This window comes from Bacillus sp. F56, assembly GCF_001748205.1.
Taxonomy (GTDB): Bacteria; Bacillota; Bacilli; order Bacillales; family Bacillaceae; genus Bacillus; species Bacillus stercoris.
Genome location: NZ_BDFC01000004.1, coordinates 383969 through 406978 on the forward strand (window position 1 = coordinate 383969; position 23010 = coordinate 406978).

The 23010-nt window shown below is 47.2% G+C and carries 19 protein-coding genes; 15 read left to right on the forward strand and 4 right to left on the reverse strand.

Annotation, left to right across the window (positions count from 1 at the left end; genetic code table 11):
• Positions 1-111 precede the first annotated feature (111 nt).
• The 4 genes from BFW96_RS02100 to fnr all read left to right on the forward strand — a co-directional run bounded on the left by BFW96_RS02100 (position 112) and on the right by fnr (position 4344).
• Entirely contained in the window at positions 112-540 is a 429-nt protein-coding gene (locus BFW96_RS02100; RefSeq protein WP_040081525.1) for a YwiB family protein, read from the forward strand.
• Positions 537-2207 (forward strand): arginine--tRNA ligase, encoded by a 1671-nt coding sequence (gene argS / locus BFW96_RS02105; RefSeq protein ID WP_069838507.1) that lies wholly within the window; start codon positions 537-539, stop codon positions 2205-2207. The genes BFW96_RS02100 and argS overlap by 4 nt, the downstream gene beginning before the upstream one ends.
• Before the next feature lie 134 nt (positions 2208-2341).
• Positions 2342-3529, forward strand: coding sequence for a nitrate transporter NarK (gene narK / locus BFW96_RS02110; protein ID WP_069150503.1), 1188 nt, complete (start codon positions 2342-2344; stop codon positions 3527-3529).
• Between the two features lie 98 nt (positions 3530-3627).
• Positions 3628-4344 (forward strand): fumarate/nitrate reduction transcriptional regulator Fnr, encoded by a 717-nt coding sequence (gene fnr / locus BFW96_RS02115; RefSeq protein WP_014665760.1) that lies wholly within the window; start codon positions 3628-3630, stop codon positions 4342-4344.
• A gap of 31 nt (positions 4345-4375) precedes the next feature.
• Here the strand turns inward: fnr and BFW96_RS02120 are convergent, their stop codons facing one another.
• A complete protein-coding gene (locus BFW96_RS02120; protein ID WP_069838508.1) occupies positions 4376-5095 on the reverse strand; it encodes a YwiC-like family protein in 720 nt (239 codons plus the stop codon).
• A gap of 143 nt (positions 5096-5238) precedes the next feature.
• Here BFW96_RS02120 and arfM point away from each other — a divergent pair, with 143 nt between their 5' ends.
• From arfM to BFW96_RS02165, 9 genes are all read left to right on the forward strand, one after another.
• Complete coding sequence (gene arfM, locus BFW96_RS02125; RefSeq protein ID WP_069838509.1) at positions 5239-5715, forward strand: Crp/Fnr family transcriptional regulator ArfM; 477 nt, start codon at positions 5239-5241, stop codon at positions 5713-5715.
• A gap of 214 nt (positions 5716-5929) precedes the next feature.
• A complete protein-coding gene (locus BFW96_RS02130) occupies positions 5930-9616 on the forward strand; it encodes a nitrate reductase subunit alpha (protein WP_069838510.1) in 3687 nt (1228 codons plus the stop codon).
• Positions 9606-11069 (forward strand): nitrate reductase subunit beta, encoded by a 1464-nt coding sequence (narH, locus tag BFW96_RS02135; protein WP_014665755.1) that lies wholly within the window; start codon positions 9606-9608, stop codon positions 11067-11069. The genes BFW96_RS02130 and narH overlap by 11 nt, the downstream gene beginning before the upstream one ends.
• Positions 11070-11094: 25 nt before the next feature.
• Positions 11095-11649: a nitrate reductase molybdenum cofactor assembly chaperone gene (gene narJ / locus BFW96_RS02140; RefSeq protein WP_069838511.1), complete on the forward strand. Its 555-nt coding sequence runs from the start codon at positions 11095-11097 to the stop codon at positions 11647-11649.
• Positions 11646-12317, forward strand: a complete 672-nt coding sequence (gene narI, locus BFW96_RS02145) for a respiratory nitrate reductase subunit gamma (protein WP_014665753.1) — start codon at positions 11646-11648, stop codon at positions 12315-12317. Before narJ ends, narI begins: the two co-directional genes overlap by 4 nt.
• Positions 12318-12446: 129 nt before the next feature.
• On the forward strand, positions 12447-13076 hold the full coding sequence (locus BFW96_RS02150; RefSeq protein ID WP_069838512.1) for a YitT family protein: 630 nt from the start codon (positions 12447-12449) through the stop codon (positions 13074-13076).
• 102 nt (positions 13077-13178) lie between these two features.
• Positions 13179-14681 (forward strand): cardiolipin synthase, encoded by a 1503-nt coding sequence (cls, locus tag BFW96_RS02155; RefSeq protein WP_069838513.1) that lies wholly within the window; start codon positions 13179-13181, stop codon positions 14679-14681.
• Between the two features lie 88 nt (positions 14682-14769).
• Positions 14770-16497 carry an ABC transporter ATP-binding protein gene (locus BFW96_RS02160; protein ID WP_040081533.1) on the forward strand — a complete coding sequence of 576 codons (1728 nt, stop codon included), beginning with the start codon at positions 14770-14772 and terminating at the stop codon, positions 16495-16497.
• Positions 16498-16506: 9 nt separating this feature from the next.
• Entirely contained in the window at positions 16507-17031 is a 525-nt protein-coding gene (locus BFW96_RS02165) for a dihydrofolate reductase family protein (RefSeq protein ID WP_069838514.1), read from the forward strand.
• Positions 17032-17073: 42 nt separating this feature from the next.
• Here BFW96_RS02165 and BFW96_RS02170 read toward each other — a convergent pair whose 3' ends face one another.
• The 3 genes from BFW96_RS02170 to cls (BFW96_RS02180) form a co-directional block, all read right to left on the reverse strand.
• Positions 17074-17346, reverse strand: coding sequence for a hypothetical protein (locus BFW96_RS02170; RefSeq protein WP_014665748.1), 273 nt, complete (start codon positions 17344-17346; stop codon positions 17074-17076).
• Between the two features lie 80 nt (positions 17347-17426).
• A complete protein-coding gene (uvsE, locus tag BFW96_RS02175) occupies positions 17427-18389 on the reverse strand; it encodes a UV DNA damage repair endonuclease UvsE (protein ID WP_069838515.1) in 963 nt (320 codons plus the stop codon).
• A 12-nt stretch (positions 18390-18401) separates the two neighbouring features.
• Positions 18402-19598, reverse strand: a complete 1197-nt coding sequence (gene cls, locus BFW96_RS02180; RefSeq protein ID WP_069838516.1) for a cardiolipin synthase — start codon at positions 19596-19598, stop codon at positions 18402-18404.
• A 155-nt stretch (positions 19599-19753) separates the two neighbouring features.
• On the opposite strand from cls (BFW96_RS02180), the gene BFW96_RS02185 reads away from it, so the two are divergent.
• Together BFW96_RS02185 and acdA are read left to right on the forward strand one after the other, a co-directional pair.
• Entirely contained in the window at positions 19754-21871 is a 2118-nt protein-coding gene (locus tag BFW96_RS02185) for a heterodisulfide reductase-related iron-sulfur binding cluster (RefSeq protein WP_040081536.1), read from the forward strand.
• The gene (gene acdA / locus BFW96_RS02190; RefSeq protein ID WP_069838517.1) at positions 21868-23007 is read left to right on the forward strand and encodes an acyl-CoA dehydrogenase AcdA; all 1140 of its coding nucleotides are present in this window, start codon (positions 21868-21870) and stop codon (positions 23005-23007) included. Before BFW96_RS02185 ends, acdA begins: the two co-directional genes overlap by 4 nt.
• The last annotated feature ends 3 nt before the right edge of the window (positions 23008-23010 follow it).

Consider the following 23010-nt stretch of genomic DNA (forward strand, 5'->3'; position numbering starts at 1 on the left):
TTATCTTCAAATCTGATGAGCAATGATGGTAAGATAGAAGCAGTTGAAGTTTACAAACCGAATGATTATACTATTCAAGTCAAAGTGGAATGATGAAAAGGACGTGTCAGAATGAAGCAAGAGACACCGATAACACTCCATGTGAAGTCTGTGATCGAGGATGACGGAAACCAAGAGGTCATCGAATTCCGCACCACCGGATTTTACTATGTAAAACAAAATAAAGTGTATCTATCTTATTATGAAGAACACGACTTAGGCAAAGTCAAAACGATTGTGAAAGTAAGCGAAGGCGAAGTCTTGGTCATGAGGTCAGGCGCTGTCAAAATGAATCAGCGTTTCGTAACGGGAGCTTCCACAATTGCTAAATATAAAATGTCATTTGGTGAGCTTGAGCTGAAAACAAGCACAAAATCGATTCAATCTGATCTCGGTGAAGAAAATGGCCGTATCAGCATCGCATATGACATGCATGTCGGAGACGAGCAGGAGCATTTACATAATATGACGATCACGTATGAGGGAGGAACTCACGCATGAACATTGCGGAACAAATGAAGGACGTGCTGAAAGAAGAAATCAAAGCGGCCGTTCTGAAAGCGGGACTGGCTGAAGAAAGCCAGCTTCCTAATGTCGTTTTAGAAACACCGAAAGATAAAACACACGGCGATTACTCTACAAATATGGCGATGCAGCTGGCGAGAGTCGCAAAAAAAGCGCCGCGCCAAATTGCTGAAGAGATTGTCGCTCATTTTGATAAAGGAAAGGCTTCGATTGAAAAACTGGATATCGCCGGCCCGGGTTTTATCAATTTCTATATGAACAATCAATATTTAACAAAGCTGATTCCGTCTGTACTGGAAGCAGGGGAAGCATACGGGGAAACGAACATCGGAAACGGCGAACGAGTTCAGGTCGAATTCGTATCAGCGAATCCGACGGGAGACCTTCACCTCGGACATGCACGCGGTGCGGCTGTCGGTGACTCCTTATGCAATGTGCTTTCAAAAGCGGGTTACGATGTAAGCCGCGAATACTACATTAACGATGCGGGAAACCAAATCAACAATCTGGCGCTTTCTGTTGAAGTCCGTTACTTTGAAGCGCTCGGCTTGGAAAAACCGATGCCGGAGGACGGCTACCGCGGCGAGGATATTATTGCGATCGGAAAGCGTCTCGCTGAGGAATACGGCGATCGTTTTGTTAATGAAGAGGAAAGTGAACGCCTCGCGTTTTTCCGTGAATACGGCCTGAAATACGAGCTGGATAAGCTGCGCAAGGACTTGGAAAACTTCCGTGTGCCGTTTGATGTGTGGTATTCCGAAACGTCTCTGTACCAAAACGGAAAAATCGATAAGGCGCTTGAAGCGATCCGCGAAAAAGGCCATGTCTATGAAGAAGACGGCGCGACTTGGTTCCGTTCCACAACGTTTGGCGATGATAAGGACCGCGTATTGATCAAGAAGGACGGCACGTACACGTACCTGCTTCCTGATATCGCGTACCATAAGGACAAGCTTGACCGCGGCTTTGATAAGCTGATCAACGTTTGGGGCGCCGATCACCACGGCTACATCCCGCGCATGAAAGCGGCAATCGAAGCGCTGGGCTATGAAAAAGGAACGCTTGAAGTAGAAATCATTCAGCTCGTTCACCTTTACAAAAACGGCGAGAAAATGAAAATGAGCAAACGGACCGGTAAAGCTGTAACGATGCGTGATTTGATTGAAGAAGTAGGCTTGGATGCCGTGCGTTACTTCTTTGCGATGCGCAGTGCGGACACACATATGGATTTTGACTTAGATCTTGCTGTATCAACATCTAACGAAAACCCTGTGTATTATGCACAATATGCGCATGCCCGTATTTGCAGCATGCTTCGCCAAGGGGAGGAGCAGGGACTTACACCTGCGGCAGACCTTGATTTCAGCCATATCCAATCAGAAAAAGAATATGATCTGCTGAAAACGATCGGCGGCTTCCCAGAGGCAGTTGCGGAAGCAGCGGAAAAACGAATTCCGCACCGTGTCACAAACTATATTTATGACCTGGCTTCCGCTCTGCACAGCTTCTACAACGCAGAGAAAGTCATCGACCCTGAAAATGAAGAGAAAAGCCGCGCGCGCCTGGCTTTAATGAAGGCAACGCAAATTACGCTGAACAACGCGCTTCAGCTGATTGGCGTATCGGCTCCGGAAAAAATGTAATGATGATCAAAGGACAAAGTCTTCGGGCTTTGTCCTTTTTTTATGAGGAAAACGTGTGATGTATTTCACAATCCTGTTTGCCGAGTTTTTGTATGATAAGACTGATTATTGAATCATTGAAAGGGGCAAGCCAAATGATCAACCGTCAACACATTCAATTATCGTTACAGTCATTAAGCTTGGTGGCAGGGTTTATGGTTTGGGTGCTGATTTCATCACTCATTTCCCAAATCACATTAGATATTCATTTAAGCAAGGGCGAGATTTCTTTGGTGACGGCGATTCCTGTGATCCTCGGGTCGCTTCTCCGCATTCCTTTAGGGTATTTAACGAACCGGTTTGGCGCGCGGCTGATGTTTATGATCAGCTTTATCTTGCTTTTGTTTCCTGTATTTTGGATCAGTATTGCGGATTCTTTGTTTGATTTAATCGCCGGCGGCTTTTTCTTAGGGATCGGGGGAGCGGTATTCTCCATTGGGGTGACCTCCCTTCCGAAATATTATCCGAAGGAAAAGCACGGTGTCGTCAATGGGATTTACGGTGCAGGAAATATCGGGACAGCCGTTACGACATTTGCGGCGCCGGTTATCGCTCAAGCCGTCGGTTGGAAAGCAACCGTGCAGATGTATCTGGTTTTGCTGGCTGTCTTTGCCTTACTGCATGTTTTATTCGGCGACAGGCATGAGAAGAAGGTCAAAGTTTCTGTAAAGACTCAAATCAAAGCCGTTTACCGAAATCATGTCCTGTGGTTTCTGAGCCTGTTTTATTTTATTACGTTTGGTGCCTTTGTCGCCTTCACCATCTATTTGCCGAACTTTCTGGTGGAGCATTTTGGACTGAGTCCGGCGGATGCCGGTTTGCGGACGGCTGGCTTTATTGCGGTCTCTACGCTGCTCAGGCCTGCGGGCGGATTCCTGGCTGATAAAATAAGCCCGCTCCGCATCTTGATGCTCGTTTTTGCGGGGCTTACATTATCAGGCATTATCTTATCGTTCTCGCCGACTATCGGCCTTTATACGTTTGGGTCATTAACTGTAGCAGTTTGTTCAGGCATAGGAAACGGGACGGTTTTTAAACTGGTGCCTTTCTATTTTTCGAAGCAAGCGGGGATTGCCAATGGGATTGTGTCTGCAATGGGCGGATTAGGCGGTTTTTTTCCTCCGCTGATATTAGCGAGTGTATTTCAGGCAACAGGCCAATACGCGATCGGGTTTATGGCGCTTTCAGAGGTGGCGTTAGCCAGCTTTGTCCTTGTGATCTGGATGTATTGGCAGGAAAGAATGAAAACGCACACGGAGAGAAACAGTCAGAGCATCAACTAACACTGGAGCATTCACAAGATTGTTAGTTTTTTCTCGATGGGTACAAATCAATTCACGTTACAATAAACACACAACGTGACTTTCTTCGAGGTGAGCTCATGAATTTTCTCTCTGTTCGACCATCTGATAGCGATCTTATATCCAGTGATCTGCATGAATTGCTGGAATCGATCAGCACGAAAAGAAAAATGGAAAAACACACGTATTTGTTTCGAGAAGGAATGGATGCAGAAGAGCTTTATCTGATTCAATCAGGACTCATTGAAATCGGCAAGCTGACATCTGACGGAAAAGACCTGACGCTTAGAATCTGCCAAAAAAACGATATCGTCGGTGAATTAACACTTTTCACTGAAGAACCGAGGTATATGCTCAGTGCAAAAGTGCTAGAGGATGGCGAGGTGCTCGTCATTAATAAAAATAAGCTGGAAAAAGAATTAATCCAAAACGGCGCTCTGACATTTGAGTTCATGAAATGGATGAGCACCCATCTCCGGAAAATTCAGTCCAAAATCAGGGATCTGCTTCTTCACGGCAAAAAGGGTGCGCTCTATTCCACCCTTATCCGCTTATCAAACAGCTACGGAGTGGAGCGAAGCGACGGCATTCTGATTAATATTGTCCTGACAAATCAGGATTTGGCAAAGTTTTGCGCGGCTGCACGGGAAAGCGTCAACCGTATGCTCGGAGATCTCCGCAAACAAGGGGTTATTTCGATAGACGAATCTGGAAAAATTATTTTGCACAAGCGGGACTATTTGCGGTGTGAAATTGAGTGTGAAAATTGTCCGCTGGAGATTTGCAATATTGACTGAAAAAAACAAGGACAGCGGTGTCCTTGTTTTTTTACCTTGTCATAAAGAAGCACATGACGGCAAAAAAGAAGCAGGCGTTCACGATTTCCAGAATGCCAATCGTTTTCACAGGCCAATCCCTGCCATGAAAAAACCATGCCCGCAAGCTGCTTGGGATAAAAGCGAGAAACGCCCATCCTGCTCCGAAAAGAGCGGATAAAAAGGGGAGCAGCAGGTGATATCCCCATGACCAGTATGCAAATGCCCTGTTTTTTCTCTCGCGGATCACCGATTTCACATAAAAGGAACTCCCGATAAAAAATAAAGCGGACTGCAAGAAAATAAACCAAGCCCAGCCGTCAAGGGTTCCCATCCCCAGCCAGCAGCTCGCAAGACCTCCCGAACAAAAGAACAAAACACCCGCAACATCATTCAATAGGGCTCGTTCATTTTTTCGGCGGGCAAAATACATATGGATGAGAAACAGCGGCAGTAAAGAAACGCCCACCCAGATGAGAGGAGGCTTATGAAAGAGAGGGATCATCAAAAAGCAGCAGGCGGGAAAACCGTAATAACACATCCACTTTTGATATGGTTTGATTTGTTTCTTTTTTAAGGCAAGTGTAACGGGATAAACCGCTAAGTATAGGAAAAGCCAGCCAAGGAAAAGCGGGATATGCCAAATAACGGGGCCTCCCTTGACTATGCCTAGTAAAAATGGGATCAGCAGCATCGCCCATGCGCCGTGCTGCTTCGGAATCAGCGCTTTCATCGAAACCCTCCTTTTTTCTTCCATTATAAATGCAGTCACCCTCCTGATAAGTGACATTCATCATACAGGCTGTGAAATACATCACTGCTGTACAGGCTCAGTCGAGCTACACTAAAGCTATCCTTAGCACAGGAGGCTTTCTTATGAATCAGTGTGACTATTTATTATTTCTGAAACAACTTCCCATGTTTAATGAAGTGCCTCTATCCATTGTCGAAACCTTGCTGAAAAACGGCACGTTTATCAGCGGCCCATGTGATCAAACTCCATCCTTTCTTCATTCACAATCTGTTTATATTGTATTAAAAGGCAGTGTCCGTTTTATGGACACCAGGCTCCCTGAAGGGTCGAAAACCGTTGCGCTGTGGGAAAAAGGCGATGTGTTTCCGATTGATGAAAAAGGCGGGCTTTATTTATCACCTTTTATCTCAGTTAATGCCACTTCAGACATTCTGATTCTCAATATCCCTTATTACGTATTTAAAAAAATGATGTCTTACAATCCGCAGCTGCAAATGAACTTTTTGGCCATGCTTCAGCAAAATGTTTTTTGTTCCTATCAATTATTTTTGCGGTATTTGCATACATCACAAGACGAAAATGCTGAGCCCGGTTCTTAAATAGAGCCGGGTTTTTTGATCTTTGAATGAAAGGCGGCTTATGATCAGGCGTGTTGCAAACGCGGCCTTCCTCACATCCTGTGAAAATCCTTCCTTCTCCTTTGTGTGAACATTTTGTGAAAAAAGCAGAGTGTGTGACATAGTTCACAAGGGAACACGCTGTCTCTGTTTATAGTGAACTTAGCACCACCTGACTCGGAAGGAGTGAACTCTCATGAAGAAAAAGAAAATGAGTCCGTTGTTTAGGAGATTGAATTTTTTCTCTCCTATAGAACACCATTCAAATAAACATAGCCAAACCACCCGCGAAGATCGCGATTGGGAGAATGTATACAGAAACAGATGGCAGTACGACAAAGTCGTTCGCTCCACCCACGGCGTTAACTGCACGGGGTCTTGCAGCTGGAATATTTATGTGAAAAACGGAATTGTCACGTGGGAAGGACAAAATTTGAATTATCCATCAACAGGCCCGGATATGCCTGATTTCGAACCGAGAGGCTGTCCGCGGGGGGCCAGTTTTTCATGGTATATCTACAGCCCGCTCCGTGTGAAATATCCATACGTGCGCGGTGTGCTGATCAATTTGTGGCGGGAAGCATTGCAGATGCATCAAAATCCGCTGGATGCCTGGAAATCAATCGTTGAAAACCCTGAAAAAGCGAAGTCCTATAAACAGGCGAGAGGGAAAGGCGGTTTTGTTCGTGCTGAATGGCCGGAGGTGCTGAAGCTGATTTCAGCCTCTCTGCTGTATACAGTGATGAAATACGGGCCAGACCGGAATGTCGGCTTTTCTCCGATTCCGGCCATGTCCATGATCAGCCACGCGTCAGGCTCCCGGTTTATGTCGTTAATCGGCGGCCCTATGCTCAGTTTTTATGACTGGTATGCGGATCTTCCGCCGGCGTCCCCGCAAATTTGGGGTGACCAGACGGACGTTCCAGAAAGCAGTGATTGGTACAATTCAGGCTATATCATCACATGGGGCTCCAACGTGCCGTTAACGAGAACCCCTGACGCGCACTTTTTAGCGGAGGCCCGCTATAAAGGCGCTAAGGTCATTTCGATCAGTCCGGATTTTGCGGAATCCTCAAAGTTCGCGGATGACTGGCTGAGTATCCGCCAAGGGACTGACGGGGCGCTTGCGATGGCCATGGGTCACGTCATTCTTCAGGAATTCTACGTGAACCAAGAAACTGAACGTTTTATTGAGTATGCGAAGCAATACACTGATTTTCCATTTCTCGTCACCTTATCAAAAGAAAATGGCGTATACACAGCAGGCCGGTTTTTGCATGCGAAGGACATCGGGCGGCAGACAAAGCATGATCAGTGGAAGCCCGCGGTCTGGAATGAACAGACAGGCGCATTTGCCATACCGCAGGGGACAATGGGTTCCCGCTGGGACGGGAAGCAGAAATGGAACCTGCATATGATTGATGAAGAAACAGGAGAAGCGATTGAACCCCGTCTTTCTGTGCTCGGAATAGAAGATGAAATCGGTACGGTGCGCATCCCGTATTTTTCAAATGACGGAAACAAAGTGATCGAGCGGGATCTTCCTATTAAAAAAATGAACCTGAACGGTGAAGAGACGTACGTCACGACCGTGTTTGACTTGATACTGGCTAACTACGGCGTAAATCGGGGCATCGGCGAACAACAAGCTGTCTCCTATGATGATCCTGAGCCGTTTACGCCTGCCTGGCAGGAACAAATGACAGGAATCAAAAAAGAAGCTGTCGTTAAGATTGCCAGAGAGTTTGCTCAAAATGCGATCGATACAGACGGCCGGTCCATGATTATCGTAGGAGCCGGCATTAACCACTGGTTCAACTCCGACACGATCTACCGAGCAGTGTTAAATCTTGTTTTGCTTGTAGGCGCCCAAGGCGTAAATGGCGGAGGCTGGGCCCATTACGTCGGGCAGGAAAAGCTCCGACCTGCTGAAGGGTGGCAGACGATTGCAACTGCAAAGGACTGGGAGGGCGTGCCCAAGCTGCAAAACGGCACTTCATTTTTCTACTTTGCGACAGATCAGTGGCGTTATGAGGACCAGCCGATCAGTGATTTGGCATCACCGATTGCTGCGTCATCTCGCTACAAGCACCACGCTGATTACAATGTGCTGGCGGCGCGGCTAGGGTGGCTTCCGTCTTACCCGACTTTCAATCAAAATGGCATCGATCTGTATAAAGAAGCTGAAAAAGCAGGGGCAGCAACACCTGAAGACATAGGTGCGTTCGTGGCCTCACAGCTCCAAGAGAAAAAACTGAAATTCGCAATTGAAGATCCTGACAATGAAGTGAATTTCCCAAGGAATCTCTTTGTATGGCGGGCAAATCTGATCTCAAGCTCAGGAAAAGGGCATGAATATTTTCTCAAGCATTTGCTGGGGACAACGAACGGTTTAATGAATGACGACAGCGACAGCATCCGCCCAGAAGAAATCAAATGGCGGGAGCAGGCGCCGGAAGGAAAGCTCGACTTATTAATCAATCTTGATTTTCGAATGGCGGGTACGGCGCTGTATTCTGATATCGTGCTGCCGGCGGCGACATGGTATGAAAAACACGATCTCAGCAGCACGGATATGCATCCGTTCATTCATCCATTTGCTCCGGCGATCTCGGCTCCGTGGGAATCGAAGTCAGACTGGGATATTTTCAAGGCGCTGTCAAAAGCCGTTTCAGATCTGGCAGAAGAAGTCGATATGGAGCCGGTGAAAGAAGTGGTTGCGACGCCGCTCCTCCACGACACCATGCAGGAATTGGCCCAGCCATTCGGCAAAATCAATGACTGGAGCAAGGGCGAATGTGAAGCCATTCCGGGAAAAACGATGCCGAACATCCAAGTCGTTGAACGGGATTACAAACACATTTTTCATAAAATGACCGCACTCGGTCCTAACGCTGCTTTAAAGCCGAGCGGAACAAAAGGGATGAGCTGGTCAATAGCCGATGAATATGAATCACTCAAAAAGAGACTGGGAGAAATCACCTCAGACAGCGTGGCAAAGGGATGTCCAAATATAAGTGAAGCAAAGCAGGCGGCAGAAGCGATTTTAACCCTATCGTCCACTTCGAATGGAAAGGTCGCCGTAAAAGCATGGGAATCACTTGAAAACATCACAAACCTGAAGCTGAAAGACCTGGCGGAAGAGCGCGAGGAAGAATGCTTTACGTTCGAACAAATTACAGCCCAGCCGAAAACGGTCATCACCTCTCCGGCGTTTACCGGCTCAGAAAAAGGCGGGCGCAGGTACTCGCCGTTTACGACGAATGTGGAGAAATTAATCCCGTGGCGAACGCTGACAGGCAGACAATCCTATTATGTCGATCATGAACTGATGATGGAATTCGGTGAAACGATGGCGACATTTAAACCGATCCTCCAACACCGCCCGTTTCTGAGCAAGCGGCCTGATCAAGAGGGAAAAGAAATCGTCCTCAATTATTTGACGCCGCATAATAAATGGTCTGTCCACAGCATGTATTTTGATTCTCTGCCGATGCTGACGCTGTTCCGCGGCGGGCCGACCGTATGGATGAATAAAGATGATGCAGAGGACACGGATATCAAAGACAACGATTGGATTGAATGCTTCAACCGAAACGGCGTTGTCGTCGCGAGAGCGGTTTTGTCTCATCGGATTCCTAAAGGAATGGCGTTTATGCACCATGCCCAGGACCGCCACATCAACGTGCCAGGAACAAAGCTGACGAATAACCGCGGAGGCACCCATAACAGCCCGACAAGGATTCACGTCAAGCCGACACAGATGATCGGGGGCTACGCCCAGCTCAGCTACGGCTTTAACTATTACGGTCCAACGGGGAATCAGCGCGACCTGAATGTCGTCATCCGCAAGCTGAAGGAGGTCGATTGGCTTGAAGATTAAAGCGCAAATCGGTATGGTCATGAACTTGGATAAATGCATCGGCTGCCACACGTGCAGCGTCACCTGTAAAAACACGTGGACAAACCGTACCGGTGCGGAATATATGTACTTCAATAATGTAGAAACAAAGCCGGGCATCGGCTACCCGAAGCAATGGGAGGACCAGGACAAATATAAAGGCGGCTGGACATTGAAAAAAGGGAAGCTCGAGCTGAAATCAGGCTCGAAAACAAACCGGCTTGCGGGCCTTTTCTACAATCCGAACCAGCCGACGATTGATGATTACTACGAACCTTGGAACTATGATTATGAAACATTAACGAATAGCCCGCAGAAAAAACACCAGCCAGTGGCACGACCGAAATCGTCCTTGACGGGGGATTTCATGAATATCGAATGGGGGCCGAACTGGGAGGATGATCTCGCAGGCGGCCACATAACGGGACTTGAAGATCCAAACGTGCAAAAGATGGAGGAATCGATCAAAACAGAATTCGATGAGGTCTTTATGATGTATCTGCCCCGTATTTGCGAGCACTGCATCAACCCGGCGTGCGTTTCATCCTGTCCGTCCGGCGCCATGTACAAACGCGAGGAGGACGGCATTGTGCTTGTGGATCAAAACGCATGCCGTTCATGGAGATATTGCGTCTCATCGTGTCCTTATAAAAAAGTCTATTTTAACTGGCAAACGAACAAAGCCGAAAAATGCACACTCTGCTTTCCGCGTTTGGAGGCGGGGCTGCCGACCATCTGCTCCGAGACGTGTGTTGGCAGAATCCGCTACCTCGGCGTCATGCTGTATGACGCGGACAAAGTGGAGGAAGCGGCATCTGTTGAAAATGAAAAGGATCTCTACCATTCACAATTAGACGTTTTTCTTGACCCAAATGATCCTGAGGTTGCCAAGCTGGCAAAAGAACAAGGCATTCCGGCTGAATGGATAGAGGCTGCGCAGCAATCGCCGATCTATAAAATGATCATTGACTGGAAGATTGCGCTGCCGCTTCATCCTGAGTACCGCACGCTGCCAATGGTGTGGTACATTCCGCCGCTCAGCCCGATTATGAATCTCTTTGAAGGAAAAGGCAGCCGGCAAACGGCGGAAGATATTTTTCCGGCTATCGACCAAATGAGAATCCCGATAGATTATTTGGCGCAGCTGTTAACAGCCGGTGATACGGATCATATTCGGTCAACATTAAAGAAAATGTCTGTCATGCGCCAGTATATGAGAGCGGTCCAGACGAATAAATCAATCGATCCGGAACTGATCTCCAGTGTCGGCTTAACAGAACAGCAAATTGAAGATATGTATCGGCTGCTTGCGATTGCCAAATATGATGACCGCTTTGTGATTCCGAGCAGCCATCGAGAAGAAGTATCAGATTTATACGCTGAACAAGGAAGCTGCGGCTTATCATTTTCAGGCGGTCCCGGCTCCTGTTTCTAACTTTTGATAAATGAGGTGTAACAAGATGAACACCACAGACCGGCAAATCACGTTCTCTGCTCTTTCCTGTCTTCTCTCTTATCCGGATGAAGAGTGGAGAGCCGAGCTTCCCGATTGGAAGGCTCTTATCCATGAAATCGGCAACCGGCAAATCCGGGAGAAGCTGCTGTACTTTTTCGAGGCGTCAGCCAGCTTTTCTCCGGAAGCGCTGATTGAACACTATGTCTATACATTCGACTTCGGGAAAAAAACAAATATGTATGTCACCTACTTTAACTCAGGCGAGCAAAGGGAACGCGGCATCGAATTGCTGCATTTAAAAAACACCTATCAGCAATCCGGTTTCCTGCCGACAGAGAAGGAACTGCCAGATTACCTGCCGCTGATGCTGGAATTTGCCGCAGTTGCAGAAATTGAAGCAGCGAGAAGTGTGTTTGAGAAATATCTGTCAAATGTAAGGGAGCTGGCATCCCGCCTCGAAAAAAATGACAGCATATACGCTGAGCTGCTGCACGTGCTGCTGGCCGCGCTGGAAAACCTCGGCGTTCGTGAAAGCATTGAAGGGACTGTTCAGGCATGAACGGACAGATCCTCTGGGGCGTGATGCCATACATTGTATTGACGATCTTTATCGGCGGCCATATTTACCGCTACCAGCATGACCAATTTGGCTGGACGGCGAAATCAAGCGAGATGTTAGAAAAGAAAAAACTTGCGGCGGGCAGCACTCTTTTTCATTGGGGACTGCTGTGCGTTGTCGGCGGGCATGTCATGGGAATTTTGATCCCGGAAGGCGTGTATGGTGCAATTGGCATTTCAGAGCACATGTATCACAAAATGGCGATTGGTGCAGGCCTGCCGGCGGGGATTGCGGCATGTACCGGACTTGTCATCCTGACGTACAGACGGCTGTTTGACAAAAGAATCCGCAAAACCAGCTCGCCATCGGATATCCTTACGCTCATCCTGCTGCTTTTCATGATGCTGTCGGGTGTTGCGGCCACGTTTCTCAACATTGATTCGAAAGGCTTTGATTACCGGACAACAGTCGGACCGTGGTTCAGGGAAATCGTTTTGTTCCGACCTGACCCCTCGTTGATGGAGAGTGTCCCGCTATGGTTTAAGTTTCATATTGTGATAGGCTACGTTGTTTTTATCCTGTGGCCGTTTACAAGATTGGTTCATGTGTTCAGTCTGCCGCTCAAGTATCTGACTCGAAGCTATGTCGTGTATCGGAAACGCTCGTAAAAATCCCCCTTCAAGAGGGGGATTTTTTTATCTTGATGAAAACATAAGATATTTTCTGCCAAGATAATGGCTGGGCGGCCGGCAGTCTTGTTATGTTTGTATTGCATCATCTGAAAAGGAGAGTGAAGAATGAAGCGGATTTTACTCATTTTAATGGCTTGTGTTATGACAAGCGCCGGAATCCTGACACTCAGACATTCTCATGTATTAACCGGCGGCACGGCTGGACTGTCACTAAGCCTCACATACTGGTTTCACTCCTCGTTTGCCATCATCTTCTTTCTGATCAATATCCCGTTTTATGTGTTTTCTCTCATCAGAATGGGCATCAGATTCACTCTATCTACCGTATTTGCAGTCACGGCGCTGACTCTGTTCACAAGCGCGGATCACTGGCTGCCGTCTGCCTCTTTTTCACCGCTTGCCGGGGCGATTTGCGGCGGGGCGCTGATCGGGCTCGGCCTGTCGCTCATGTTTTACCATCAGGCTTCACTCGGCGGTGCCAATATTCTTGCTTTATTTCTGCAAAAACGATACGGCTGGAACCCCGGGACAGTTAATTTTCTCTTCGATTTTGCCGCAGTGCTGGCCGGCATTTTCTCAGTCGGCTTGCTGAAAGGGCTCTGCTCCTTAGTGTCCATCGCGGTCACGGGCCTGATCGTCGGCTTCTTCAAAAATAAAATCAAAAGCAGCTACTCCCTCAAGCCGGTTATGCTCAAGAACATGACACCCGGCCAATCTCAGGAAGCCTCATCATAGGCCTTTCCGCTTTTTTGCGGTGAGGCTTTTTGCATAGAAGGTTTACAGACTAGAAAAAAGAGGTAATACAGAGGTAATCGAATCAGATAGGAGAGAATTAGGATGCTGAAAAGGAGACTGGAATTTTTCTTTTTATATATGATGCTCATCGGGGCATATGTCATATGGTTTTTTCCGGTTTCCAGACTTGAGTTTTACGGAGGATTGCTTTGCTATATAAGCATTATTTTGTTCAGCATCTATTCATTAATTCTTGAAAATCGCACCTCGCAGCACACGCTGTTATGGATCCACATTCTTGTCTTTTTTCCAATCGTCGGCTACGTGTTTTATCTCTTTTCCGGACAGCTTTATGTAAAGGGAAAGCTGTTTAAGACAAAACGAATGTATAACAGGGAGAAGCTCAGGAAGCTGTTTGACAAGGAGGAAACGCCCGAAGTGACAGGGCTGAAGGACAATCAAGAGAGGTTCTTTACATATTCCATCAGGGCTGCCCATATGAATATCAATACGAAAAGCAAGATCAAAGTGCTGAAAAACGGCGAAGAAACCTTCCCTGAACTTTTCAAAGCGATGAGAAAAGCGGAGTCTTACATACATATTGAATACTACATGTTTAAATCAGACATGCTTGGGCGCGGCATGATGGACATTATGATGGAAAAAGCGCGCCAGGGTGTCGAGGTGAGGTTTTTATACGATGCGGCAGGGAGCATGAAACTGTCAAGAAGAGACATTATGAGAATGAAACAAGCGGGAGTGAATATCGTTCCGTTCTCTCCGCTGAAATACGGGTTCTTCAACCAGAAGCTGAATTTCAGAAATCACCGGAAAATTGTGATCATCGATGGAAAAACCGGCTTCGTGGGCGGCTTAAATGTCGGGAAGGAATATATCAGCCGGGATCCGCACATCGGGTTTTGGAGAGACACGCACCTGCGGCTGGAAGGTGAGATTGTGCAAACGCTTCACGCCATCTTTATGCTGGATTGGGAATACGTCTCCAATGAAGTGTTAATTGATCAAGAAGAGTACAATACCCCTGTGCCCGTGGAGGGAGGGGGCATTTATCAAATTGTCGCGACAGGCCCTGACATGAAGGAAAGCATGAGCGACCTATACTATGAAATGATTTCTTCCGCACAGAAGTCAATCTGGATCGCCACGCCCTATTTTGTCCCCAATGAATCCATTCGCACAGCGCTGAAAGCAGCAGCGACAAAAGGCGTGGAGGTAAGGGTTATGGTGCCGGAGAGGAACGACAGCTTTTTGACCCAATACGCGTCGAGATCCTATTTCCCGGAGCTGCTTCTTGAGGGGATTGAAGTGTACTCCTACCAAAAAGGCTTCATGCATCAAAAAGTCATGATCATTGATGGCGATCTCGCCTCCGTTGGCACGGCGAATATGGACATGCGCAGCTTTCAGCTCAACTTTGAAGTGAATGTGTTCTTTACGGATGCTGAAGCGATTCGCACCCTCGAGGCCCATTTTGAAGAGGATATGCAGGAAAGTGAAAAGCTCAGCCCTGTCGGCTTTTATAAAAGAGGCGTGGCTGACCGGACAAAAGAGTCATTTGCCCGTTTGTTTTCAGGGGTTTTGTAAGAAAAAAGAAATCTGATCTTTCAAAACGGCCTGTGTATAGTATAATTGAGAAATATTATCAGTTATTTATACATTGGGGGAAGATAGGGTGCTGCGGCAATTTTTTTCATATTATAAACCATATAAAACGTTGTTCTTTCTCGACTTTTTCTCAGCGATCGCGGGAGGTTTAATGGAGCTTAGCTTTCCTTTGATCGTCAATTATTTTATTGATACCTTGCTGCCGGGCAGGGACTGGGGGCTGATCATCGCGACCTCAATCGGCTTATTTGCGGTGTATGCGCTCAGCTCAGCTCTTCAGTATATTGTGACCTACTGGGGGCACATGCTCGGAATTAATATCGAGACGGATATGAGAAAGTCGCTTTTTGACCATTTGCAAAAGCTCCCGTTTAAATTTTACGACAACAACAAGACGGGAACCCTGATGTCGAAGCTGACGAACGATTTAATGTATATCGGTGAAGTTGCCCATCACGGTCCGGAAGACTTATTCATTGCCGTCATGACCATTCTTGGTGCGTTCGGAGTGATGCTGTTTATTAACTGGCAGCTGGCATTATTAACGTTTATCATTATGCCGATCGTCATTTGGCTGGCGCTTTATTTCAACAAAAAGATGACCAAAGCATTTACCACACTGAACAAAGATATCGGGGACTTCAGCGCGCGGGTAGAAAATAATATCGGCGGGATCCGGCTTGTGCAGGCGTTCGGCAATGAAGCGTTTGAAAAAGAACGCTTCGCCGTCAACAACCAGCGTTTTCGTGTCACAAAGCTTTCTTCCTACAAAATCATGGCGAAAAACGGTTCAATCAGCTATATGCTGACCAGATTTGTCACGCTGTTTGTCCTTTTGTGCGGGACGTGGTTTGTTATTCGCGGCTCCTTATCGTACGGGGAATTTGTGGCGTTTGTGCTCCTGACGAATGTGCTGTTCAGGCCTATTGACAAAATTAATGCCATTATTGAAATGTATCCGAGGGGGATCGCCGGTTTCAAAAGCTATATGGAACTCATGGAGACCGAGCCGGATATTCAGGATTTACCTGATGCGAGAGATGTTTCCGGCCTGAAGGGCAATATCCGCTATGAACATGTTTCGTTTGGCTATGATGACCATCACAACGTCCTCAATGACATTAACCTATCCATTCAAGCGGGGGAAACGGTTGCGTTCGTTGGTCCGTCAGGTGCGGGAAAATCAACGCTTTGCAGCCTGCTTCCGCGCTTTTATGAAGCGTCGGAGGGCGACATTACAATTGACGGCATCAGCATAAAAGACATGACGCTTTCTTCATTGCGCGGGCAAATTGGCGTCGTACAGCAGGACGTTTTCTTATTCGCGGGTACGCTTAGAGAAAATATCGCCTACGGCCGATTAGGCGCATCAGAAGAAGACATTTGGCAGGCTGTGAAGCAGGCGCATCTGGAAGATCTCGTCCATAGCATGCCGGATGGATTGGATACTATGATTGGCGAACGCGGCGTGAAGCTTTCCGGCGGGCAAAAACAGCGTTTGTCAATTGCGCGGATGTTCTTGAAAAATCCGTCGATCCTGATTCTCGACGAAGCCACCTCAGCCCTTGATACGGAAACGGAAGCGGCGATCCAAAAGGCGCTTCAAGAGTTGTCCGAGGGGCGCACGACGCTCGTCATCGCCCACAGGCTGGCGACAATCAAAGACGCGGACAGAATTGTAGTCGTTACAAACAATGGGATTGAAGAACAAGGCCGTCATCAAGACCTGATCGAAGCCGGAGGCCTATACAGCAGGCTGCATCAAGCGCAATTCGGGCAAATGGTGCAGCGATAGGGGGAGAACATGGACAGAAAAAATGTGCTGTACATTGCTGTTTCATTGGACGGGATGATCGCAAGAGAAGATGGAAGCATCAATTGGCTGGATGAATTTGAAGGTGAAGGCGACAACGGCTACAGTGATTTTTATCAGACTGTTGATACAGTCATTTTAGGGCGGAGCACATATGAGCACGTTAAAGTGCTAACCCCCGTTTTCCCGTATCAGGATAAAACCTGCTATGTTTTTACAGGATCGCCCGACAGTTATCAGGATGAACATGTGACGTTTATCAATGAGGGAGCCAGAGCCTTCACTGACCGTTTGAAACAGGAAAAAGGCTTAAACATCTGGATAGCTGGCGGGGCAGAGCTGGTGAATGCCTTTATGAAAGAAGATGCCATCGACGAATTCATCATCACCATTATTCCGGTTGTGTTAGGAAGCGGCATCCCGCTGTTTCAAGAGCTAACGAACGAAACAAAGCTACGGCTAAAAGGGATGAAACAATTTGGACAAGCGGTTCAGCTCCATTATGTAAGATCATAAGAAAAAGGATAGACAAGATGTCTATCCTTTTTATATGTAAATTTAAAGCGCTTCTCTTTCAGCAGGCTCGATGAGATTTTGGAATTTCTCAATCAGCTGTGGCGCTTTTGTTCCTTCCACTACGATCAGATATTCCTTTTCGTTATGAGCCATGCGGAATGTTTCAAGCTCAATTAAGCTTTTGATTTTGCACATCGTTTTCTTTGAGTAAATATAAACCTCGTGACTTCCGGAATGGCACATTTTATAAAGATGAATCAAATTTCTTAAAGTAAATGCCTGTGCGGCTACTTTCAGAGACTTGATGTTTTTCATGATCTTTCTCCTCCATCGATTGTTGTCTTATATAGCCTATGTTCCCAGAGCGAGCAAGCCGTAAACCTGTTTTTGCACATTTATGACTTCCATTGCAGCGCGCCGCCGCCAATGCGTTTGACACCGCGGATGGAGCTTAATTCATCCATCAAGCGGAGAAGCGCCTTGTCTTTCTGCTTTGCTTCGATCATGAAATCTATATTTGTTCCCCATTGCCTAAAGCGTTCCAACAGCGGCAGCAAAAAGTTGGCGTCAACATAATCGGCATGGCTGCGTATGGCTTGCTCCGATTTTGGGGAAGACAAGTGAACCTTTGGCTGAAGGCCGATCCGCTCCCACGTTTTGATCATCCGGGGCAGCGCTTCATTCAGGTCGGCGTGATCATCTGGATTGGCGTAAAAATGATGAAAGTCAAAGACAAACGGAACATTCTCCTGCTCACAGACCTGAAGCGTTTCTTCCGTCGTATATGTTTTATCATCATTTTCAAGTGTCATCCGCTGCTTGATCTCCTGTGGCAGCTGTTTTATATTGTGATGAAATTGTGCGGTCGCGGTGTCTTTATTGCCGTAAGCGCCGCCAATATGAATATTGATCACGGAGCGATCAGCAATGCCCATGGCTTCAAGCATACGGTAATGATACGCCATATCGGTTAACGCATTGTTTGTGACAGATTCCTTCGGGCTCGTAAACAGAGTGAATTGGTTTGGATGAAAGCTTGATCTCAGTTGATGTGTTTTCACAAGCTCTCCAATCTCCCGAAACTCTTTTTGAAATGGTGTTACAAAATCCCACATCACTTCGGGGTGCGTAGCCAGCGGCACAATCGAACTGGAAAAACGGTACAAAGGAATGCCGTGTCCAATGATATAGTGAAGGGTTCTCATCGTATTGCGTAAATTGGCTTTTGTCACAGTCAGAAGCGCTTCTTTTCTTTCAGTCTTTGAAAGCTTTGAATAACGCGCGAATGTCAATGTTTTAGCGGGAGACGCATCCCAAAGGCTCATCGCATTTGAAACGAACCCGAATCTGAAAATCATAGGAACTCTCCTTTATAAGAAATAAGATAACGCCTTGCCGAGCCATTCCGCCGGTCGCTGCCTGAATGTGCGCTTGCTGAAATCCTCCATCGTCAGCAGCTCCGACTTTTTCATATCCTCCTCAATCGTGGCATAGACTTCACTTGTAAACGCTTCGTCATCAATTTCGACATTCACCTCTTCATTTAAAAACAGGCTTCGTTTATCGAAGTTGGCTGTTCCGATTATGCTGAGATGGTCGTCTATGATGACAGCTTTTACATGATAAAACCCTTGATAATAACGATAAATAAGACAGCCGGCATCCAAGAGCTCCGAATAATACGTAAAAGCCGCTTCTCTCACCAGCGGATGGTCTGATTTCATCGGTACAATGATTCTCACGGATACGCCGTTTTTTCTTGCATTGAGGAGGGCTTCTTGGAGCGGTTTTGATGGAATGTAATAAGGCGTGCAAACCGTAAGGCGATTCTTCGCTTGGGCGATATTGGCCAAGTATATGTTTTCAAGGGAATAACCGTCGGTCGCATAGATCTTGTGAGAAATATTCCCTTGCTGAAGCTTTGGCCAAACATCCGAACCCAATGTGATTTCGGTATTTCGTTTTAGATCGGAAGCAAAAAGCGTTTGAAGATCATGTACGCCTTCTCCCTTTATACGCAGATGATAATCCTCCCAATTGCCGAACTTCGCCTTCTTTCCAAGATATTCTTCGGCGATGTTAAACCCGCCGATATAACCGATTTTTCCGTCTATCACCGTAATCTTCCGGTGATTCCGCTTTTGCATGTGAAAAAAGAAAAAAGGAAAACGGGGACGATTCATCACATGGACATGGACGCCGGCATTTTTCATCGTCTGCAGCGCCGTTTTTTTAATTGCCCGGCAGCCCGCCCAATCCAGAAGCAAATAAACGGAGACGCCAGCCTGGGCTTTTGTTTTCAGCAGGGTATACATATTGTGGCTGACCTCATCATTTTTCATAATAAAAAACATCATGTGAACAGAAGAGGCGGCCTGGCGAATATCCTTCATCATCCGCTCAACGAGATCAGATCCGCAGTGGATCAATTCGATGTCACTCTTCTTTTTTGAAAAAACAGGCTCGTACGCCTTCTTTCTGTATCCGGCACGGCCCATGAAGATATCAAGCAGAATCAAAGCAAAAAAAATAACGACAATGATCATAATCACGATAAATACCTTCATACCGGCACTCCTTTCCGTAGTAAAGGTAGTGTGCCCGAACAGAGGGAATTTAATTATTGACTGAACACTCATTCATTATTTATCATAAAGGTAATCTTATACAGATTCGGGGGTAGGGGATCGCGGTCTTTATCCAGTAAAAAGGGGGAATTGGAATGAGCGGCTTTCTCATCGCAAATGCATTATTATTTTTGATTGTAACCGCTTACGCTGTCTATTTGTTTGTGTACTTGGTCAAAACGAGACTGGCCTACATCAAGCTCGGCCAGAAAGAACAATTTGATCAACGGTTCAAGGAACGGCTTCGCGCCATATGGGTGAATGTATTCGGACAGAAAAAACTGCTCAAGGACAAGAAAAGCGGTATCATTCACGTCATGTTTTTCTATGGATTTATTTTGGTTCAGTTTGGAGCGATTGACTTTATCATCAAAGGACTGGCTCCCGGCAGAAATCTGCCGCTTGGCCCGGTCTATCCCGCTTTCACTTTTTTTCAGGAAATCGTTACGTTTCTCATTTTAATTGCTGTGGGATGGGCATTCTACAGACGTTATATCGAAAAGCTCGTGAGGCTGAAACGCAATTTCAAAGCCGGACTCGTTCTGATTTTCATCGGAGGTTTAATGCTGACCGTTCTGCTTGGGAACGGGATGAATCTGATCTGGCATGAGCATGGGCTTTCTTGGAGCGAGCCAATTGCTTCAGGTATTGCGTTTATGCTTAGCGGAGTCGGGAAAACAGGTGCGGCAGTGATTTTCTATATCGCATGGTGGATCCATCTTCTGTTCTTGCTTAGCTTTTTAGTGTACGTGCCCCAGTCGAAGCATGCCCATTTAATCGCCGGCCCGGCAAATGTCTTTTTCAATCGAATGGAATCTGCCGGAAAACTTGAAAAAATAGATTTTACCGACGAAACGAAAGAAAGCTACGGAGCGGGTAAAATTGAAGATTTCAGGCAGTCCCAGCTGCTTGACTTGTACGCGTGTGTCGAGTGCGGCCGCTGCACCAATATGTGCCCTGCAACAGGCACCGGAAAAATGCTGTCTCCGATGGACTTGATTTTGCGTCTCAGAGATCACCTCACGGAAAAAGGCGCCGCCGTCACCTCGCGCTCGCCATGGGTGCCCGCGGCAGCGTTCCAACATACGAGAGGCAATCAGCTGGCGGCAGCGTCAGCGGGCAGCGGGTCGCAGGAAGCCGCGGCAGCGCTGGATTACAATCCAAGCTTGATCGGCGACGTCATCACAGAGGAAGAAATTTGGGCGTGCACCACTTGCCGAAACTGTGAGGATCAATGCCCGGTCATGAATGAGCACGTGGATAAAATCATCGACCTCCGCCGCTACCTCGTACTGACTGAAGGAAAAATGGACAGTGACGCCCAGCGCGCGATGACTAGTATCGAGCGGCAGGGAAATCCGTGGGGACTCAACCGCAAGGAACGCGAAAACTGGCGTGACGCGGCGCCGGATGCTGAGATACCGACCGTGAAAGAAATGAAAAAAGAAGGAAAAGAATTTGAGTACCTTTTCTGGGTTGGTTCCATGGGGTCCTACGACAACAGAAGCCAGAAAATCGCGATTTCCTTTGCCAAGCTGCTCAATCACGCAGGCGTGTCCTTCGCGATCCTCGGCAATAAAGAAAAAAATTCAGGAGACACGCCGCGCCGCCTCGGAAATGAATTTTTGTTCCAAGAGCTGGCTGAGAAGAATATTTCTGAATTTGAAAAAAATGATGTCAAAAAAATCGTTACGATCGATCCCCATGCATACAATTTATTTAAAAACGAATATCCGGATTTCGGATTTGAAGGCGAGGTTTATCATCATACAGAGGTGCTGGCCGAGCTTGTGAAAAACGGAAAGTTAAAGCCGCAGCACCCGCTTCATGAGACGATTACCTTCCATGATTCGTGTTATTTGGGCCGGTACAATGAAGTCTATGATCCGCCGAGAGAGATTTTGAAAGCCATTCCGGGCGTGCAGCTGATTGAAATGGAGAGGAACCGGGAAACCGGCATGTGCTGCGGAGCCGGCGGGGGATTAATGTGGATGGAGGAAGAAACGGGCAACAGGATTAACGTCGCCAGGACTGAGCAAGCGCTCGCAGTCAACCCATCGGTGATCAGTTCCGGCTGTCCGTACTGTCTCACGATGCTTGGGGACGGCACAAAGGCGAAGGAAGCCGAAGACCAAGTCAAAACATACGACGTCGTCGAGCTTCTGGCTCAATCCGTTTTAGGCGCTGACCTGAAAATGGGGGAGAAGGAATGAATTTTTCATTATCAGAAGAACACGAGATGATACGAAAATTGGTGCGCGATTTTGCGAAGCATGAGGTGGCTCCGACAGCGGCAGAACGAGACGAACAAGAACGCTTCGATCGCGAGCTGTTTCGGGAAATGGCAAATCTGGGGCTGACGGGTATTCCGTGGCCTGAAGATTACGGTGGAATCGGGAGTGACGATTTGGCCTACGTCATCGCTGTGGAGGAGCTGTCAAAAGTGTGCGCCTCCACCGGTGTGACGCTTTCCGCCCATATCTCTCTTTGCAGCTGGCCGCTGTTTGCCTTTGGGACGGAGGAACAGAAGACAGAGTACTTAACACAGCTGGCCCTAGGAGAGAAAATCGGCGCATTCGCTTTGACCGAAGCAGGGTCAGGTTCTGACGCCGGCGGCATGAAAACAACTGCTGAACGAATCGGCGATGACTATGTGTTAAATGGTTCAAAAGTGTTTATCACAAACGGCGGTGTTGCTGATATTTATATTGTTTTTGCAGTCACCGATCCCAAGAAAAAGAAAAAAGGCATTACCGCTTTTATAGTAGAAAAGGATTTTGAAGGATTTTTTACAGGCAAGAAAGAAAAGAAGCTGGGCATCCGTTCTTCACCGACAACGGAAATCATGTTCGAAGATTGTGTAGTCCCTGCATCAAACCGTCTCGGAGCAGAAGGAGAAGGCTTCAAAATCGCGATGAAGACGCTTGACGGAGGCAGAAACGGCATTGCCGCACAAGCCGTGGGCATCGCTCAAGGGGCGCTTGATGCGGCGCTTCAATATGCAAAAGAGCGAAAGCAATTCGGAAAAGCGATCGCTGAGCAGCAGGGCATCGCTTTTAAACTCGCGGATATGGCTACAATGATAGAAGCTTCAAGGCTACTGACCTATCAGGCTGCATGGTTAGAATCATCAGGCCTTCCATATGGAAAAGCTTCCGCCATGTCCAAACTGATGGCTGGGGATACGGCGATGAAGGTGACGACTGAAGCCGTGCAGATTTTCGGCGGCTACGGCTATACAAAAGATTACCCAGTAGAACGCTATATGCGTGATGCGAAAATCACGCAAATCTATGAAGGCACTCAAGAAATTCAAAGACTTGTCATCTCCAGAATGCTCGCGGATTAACGG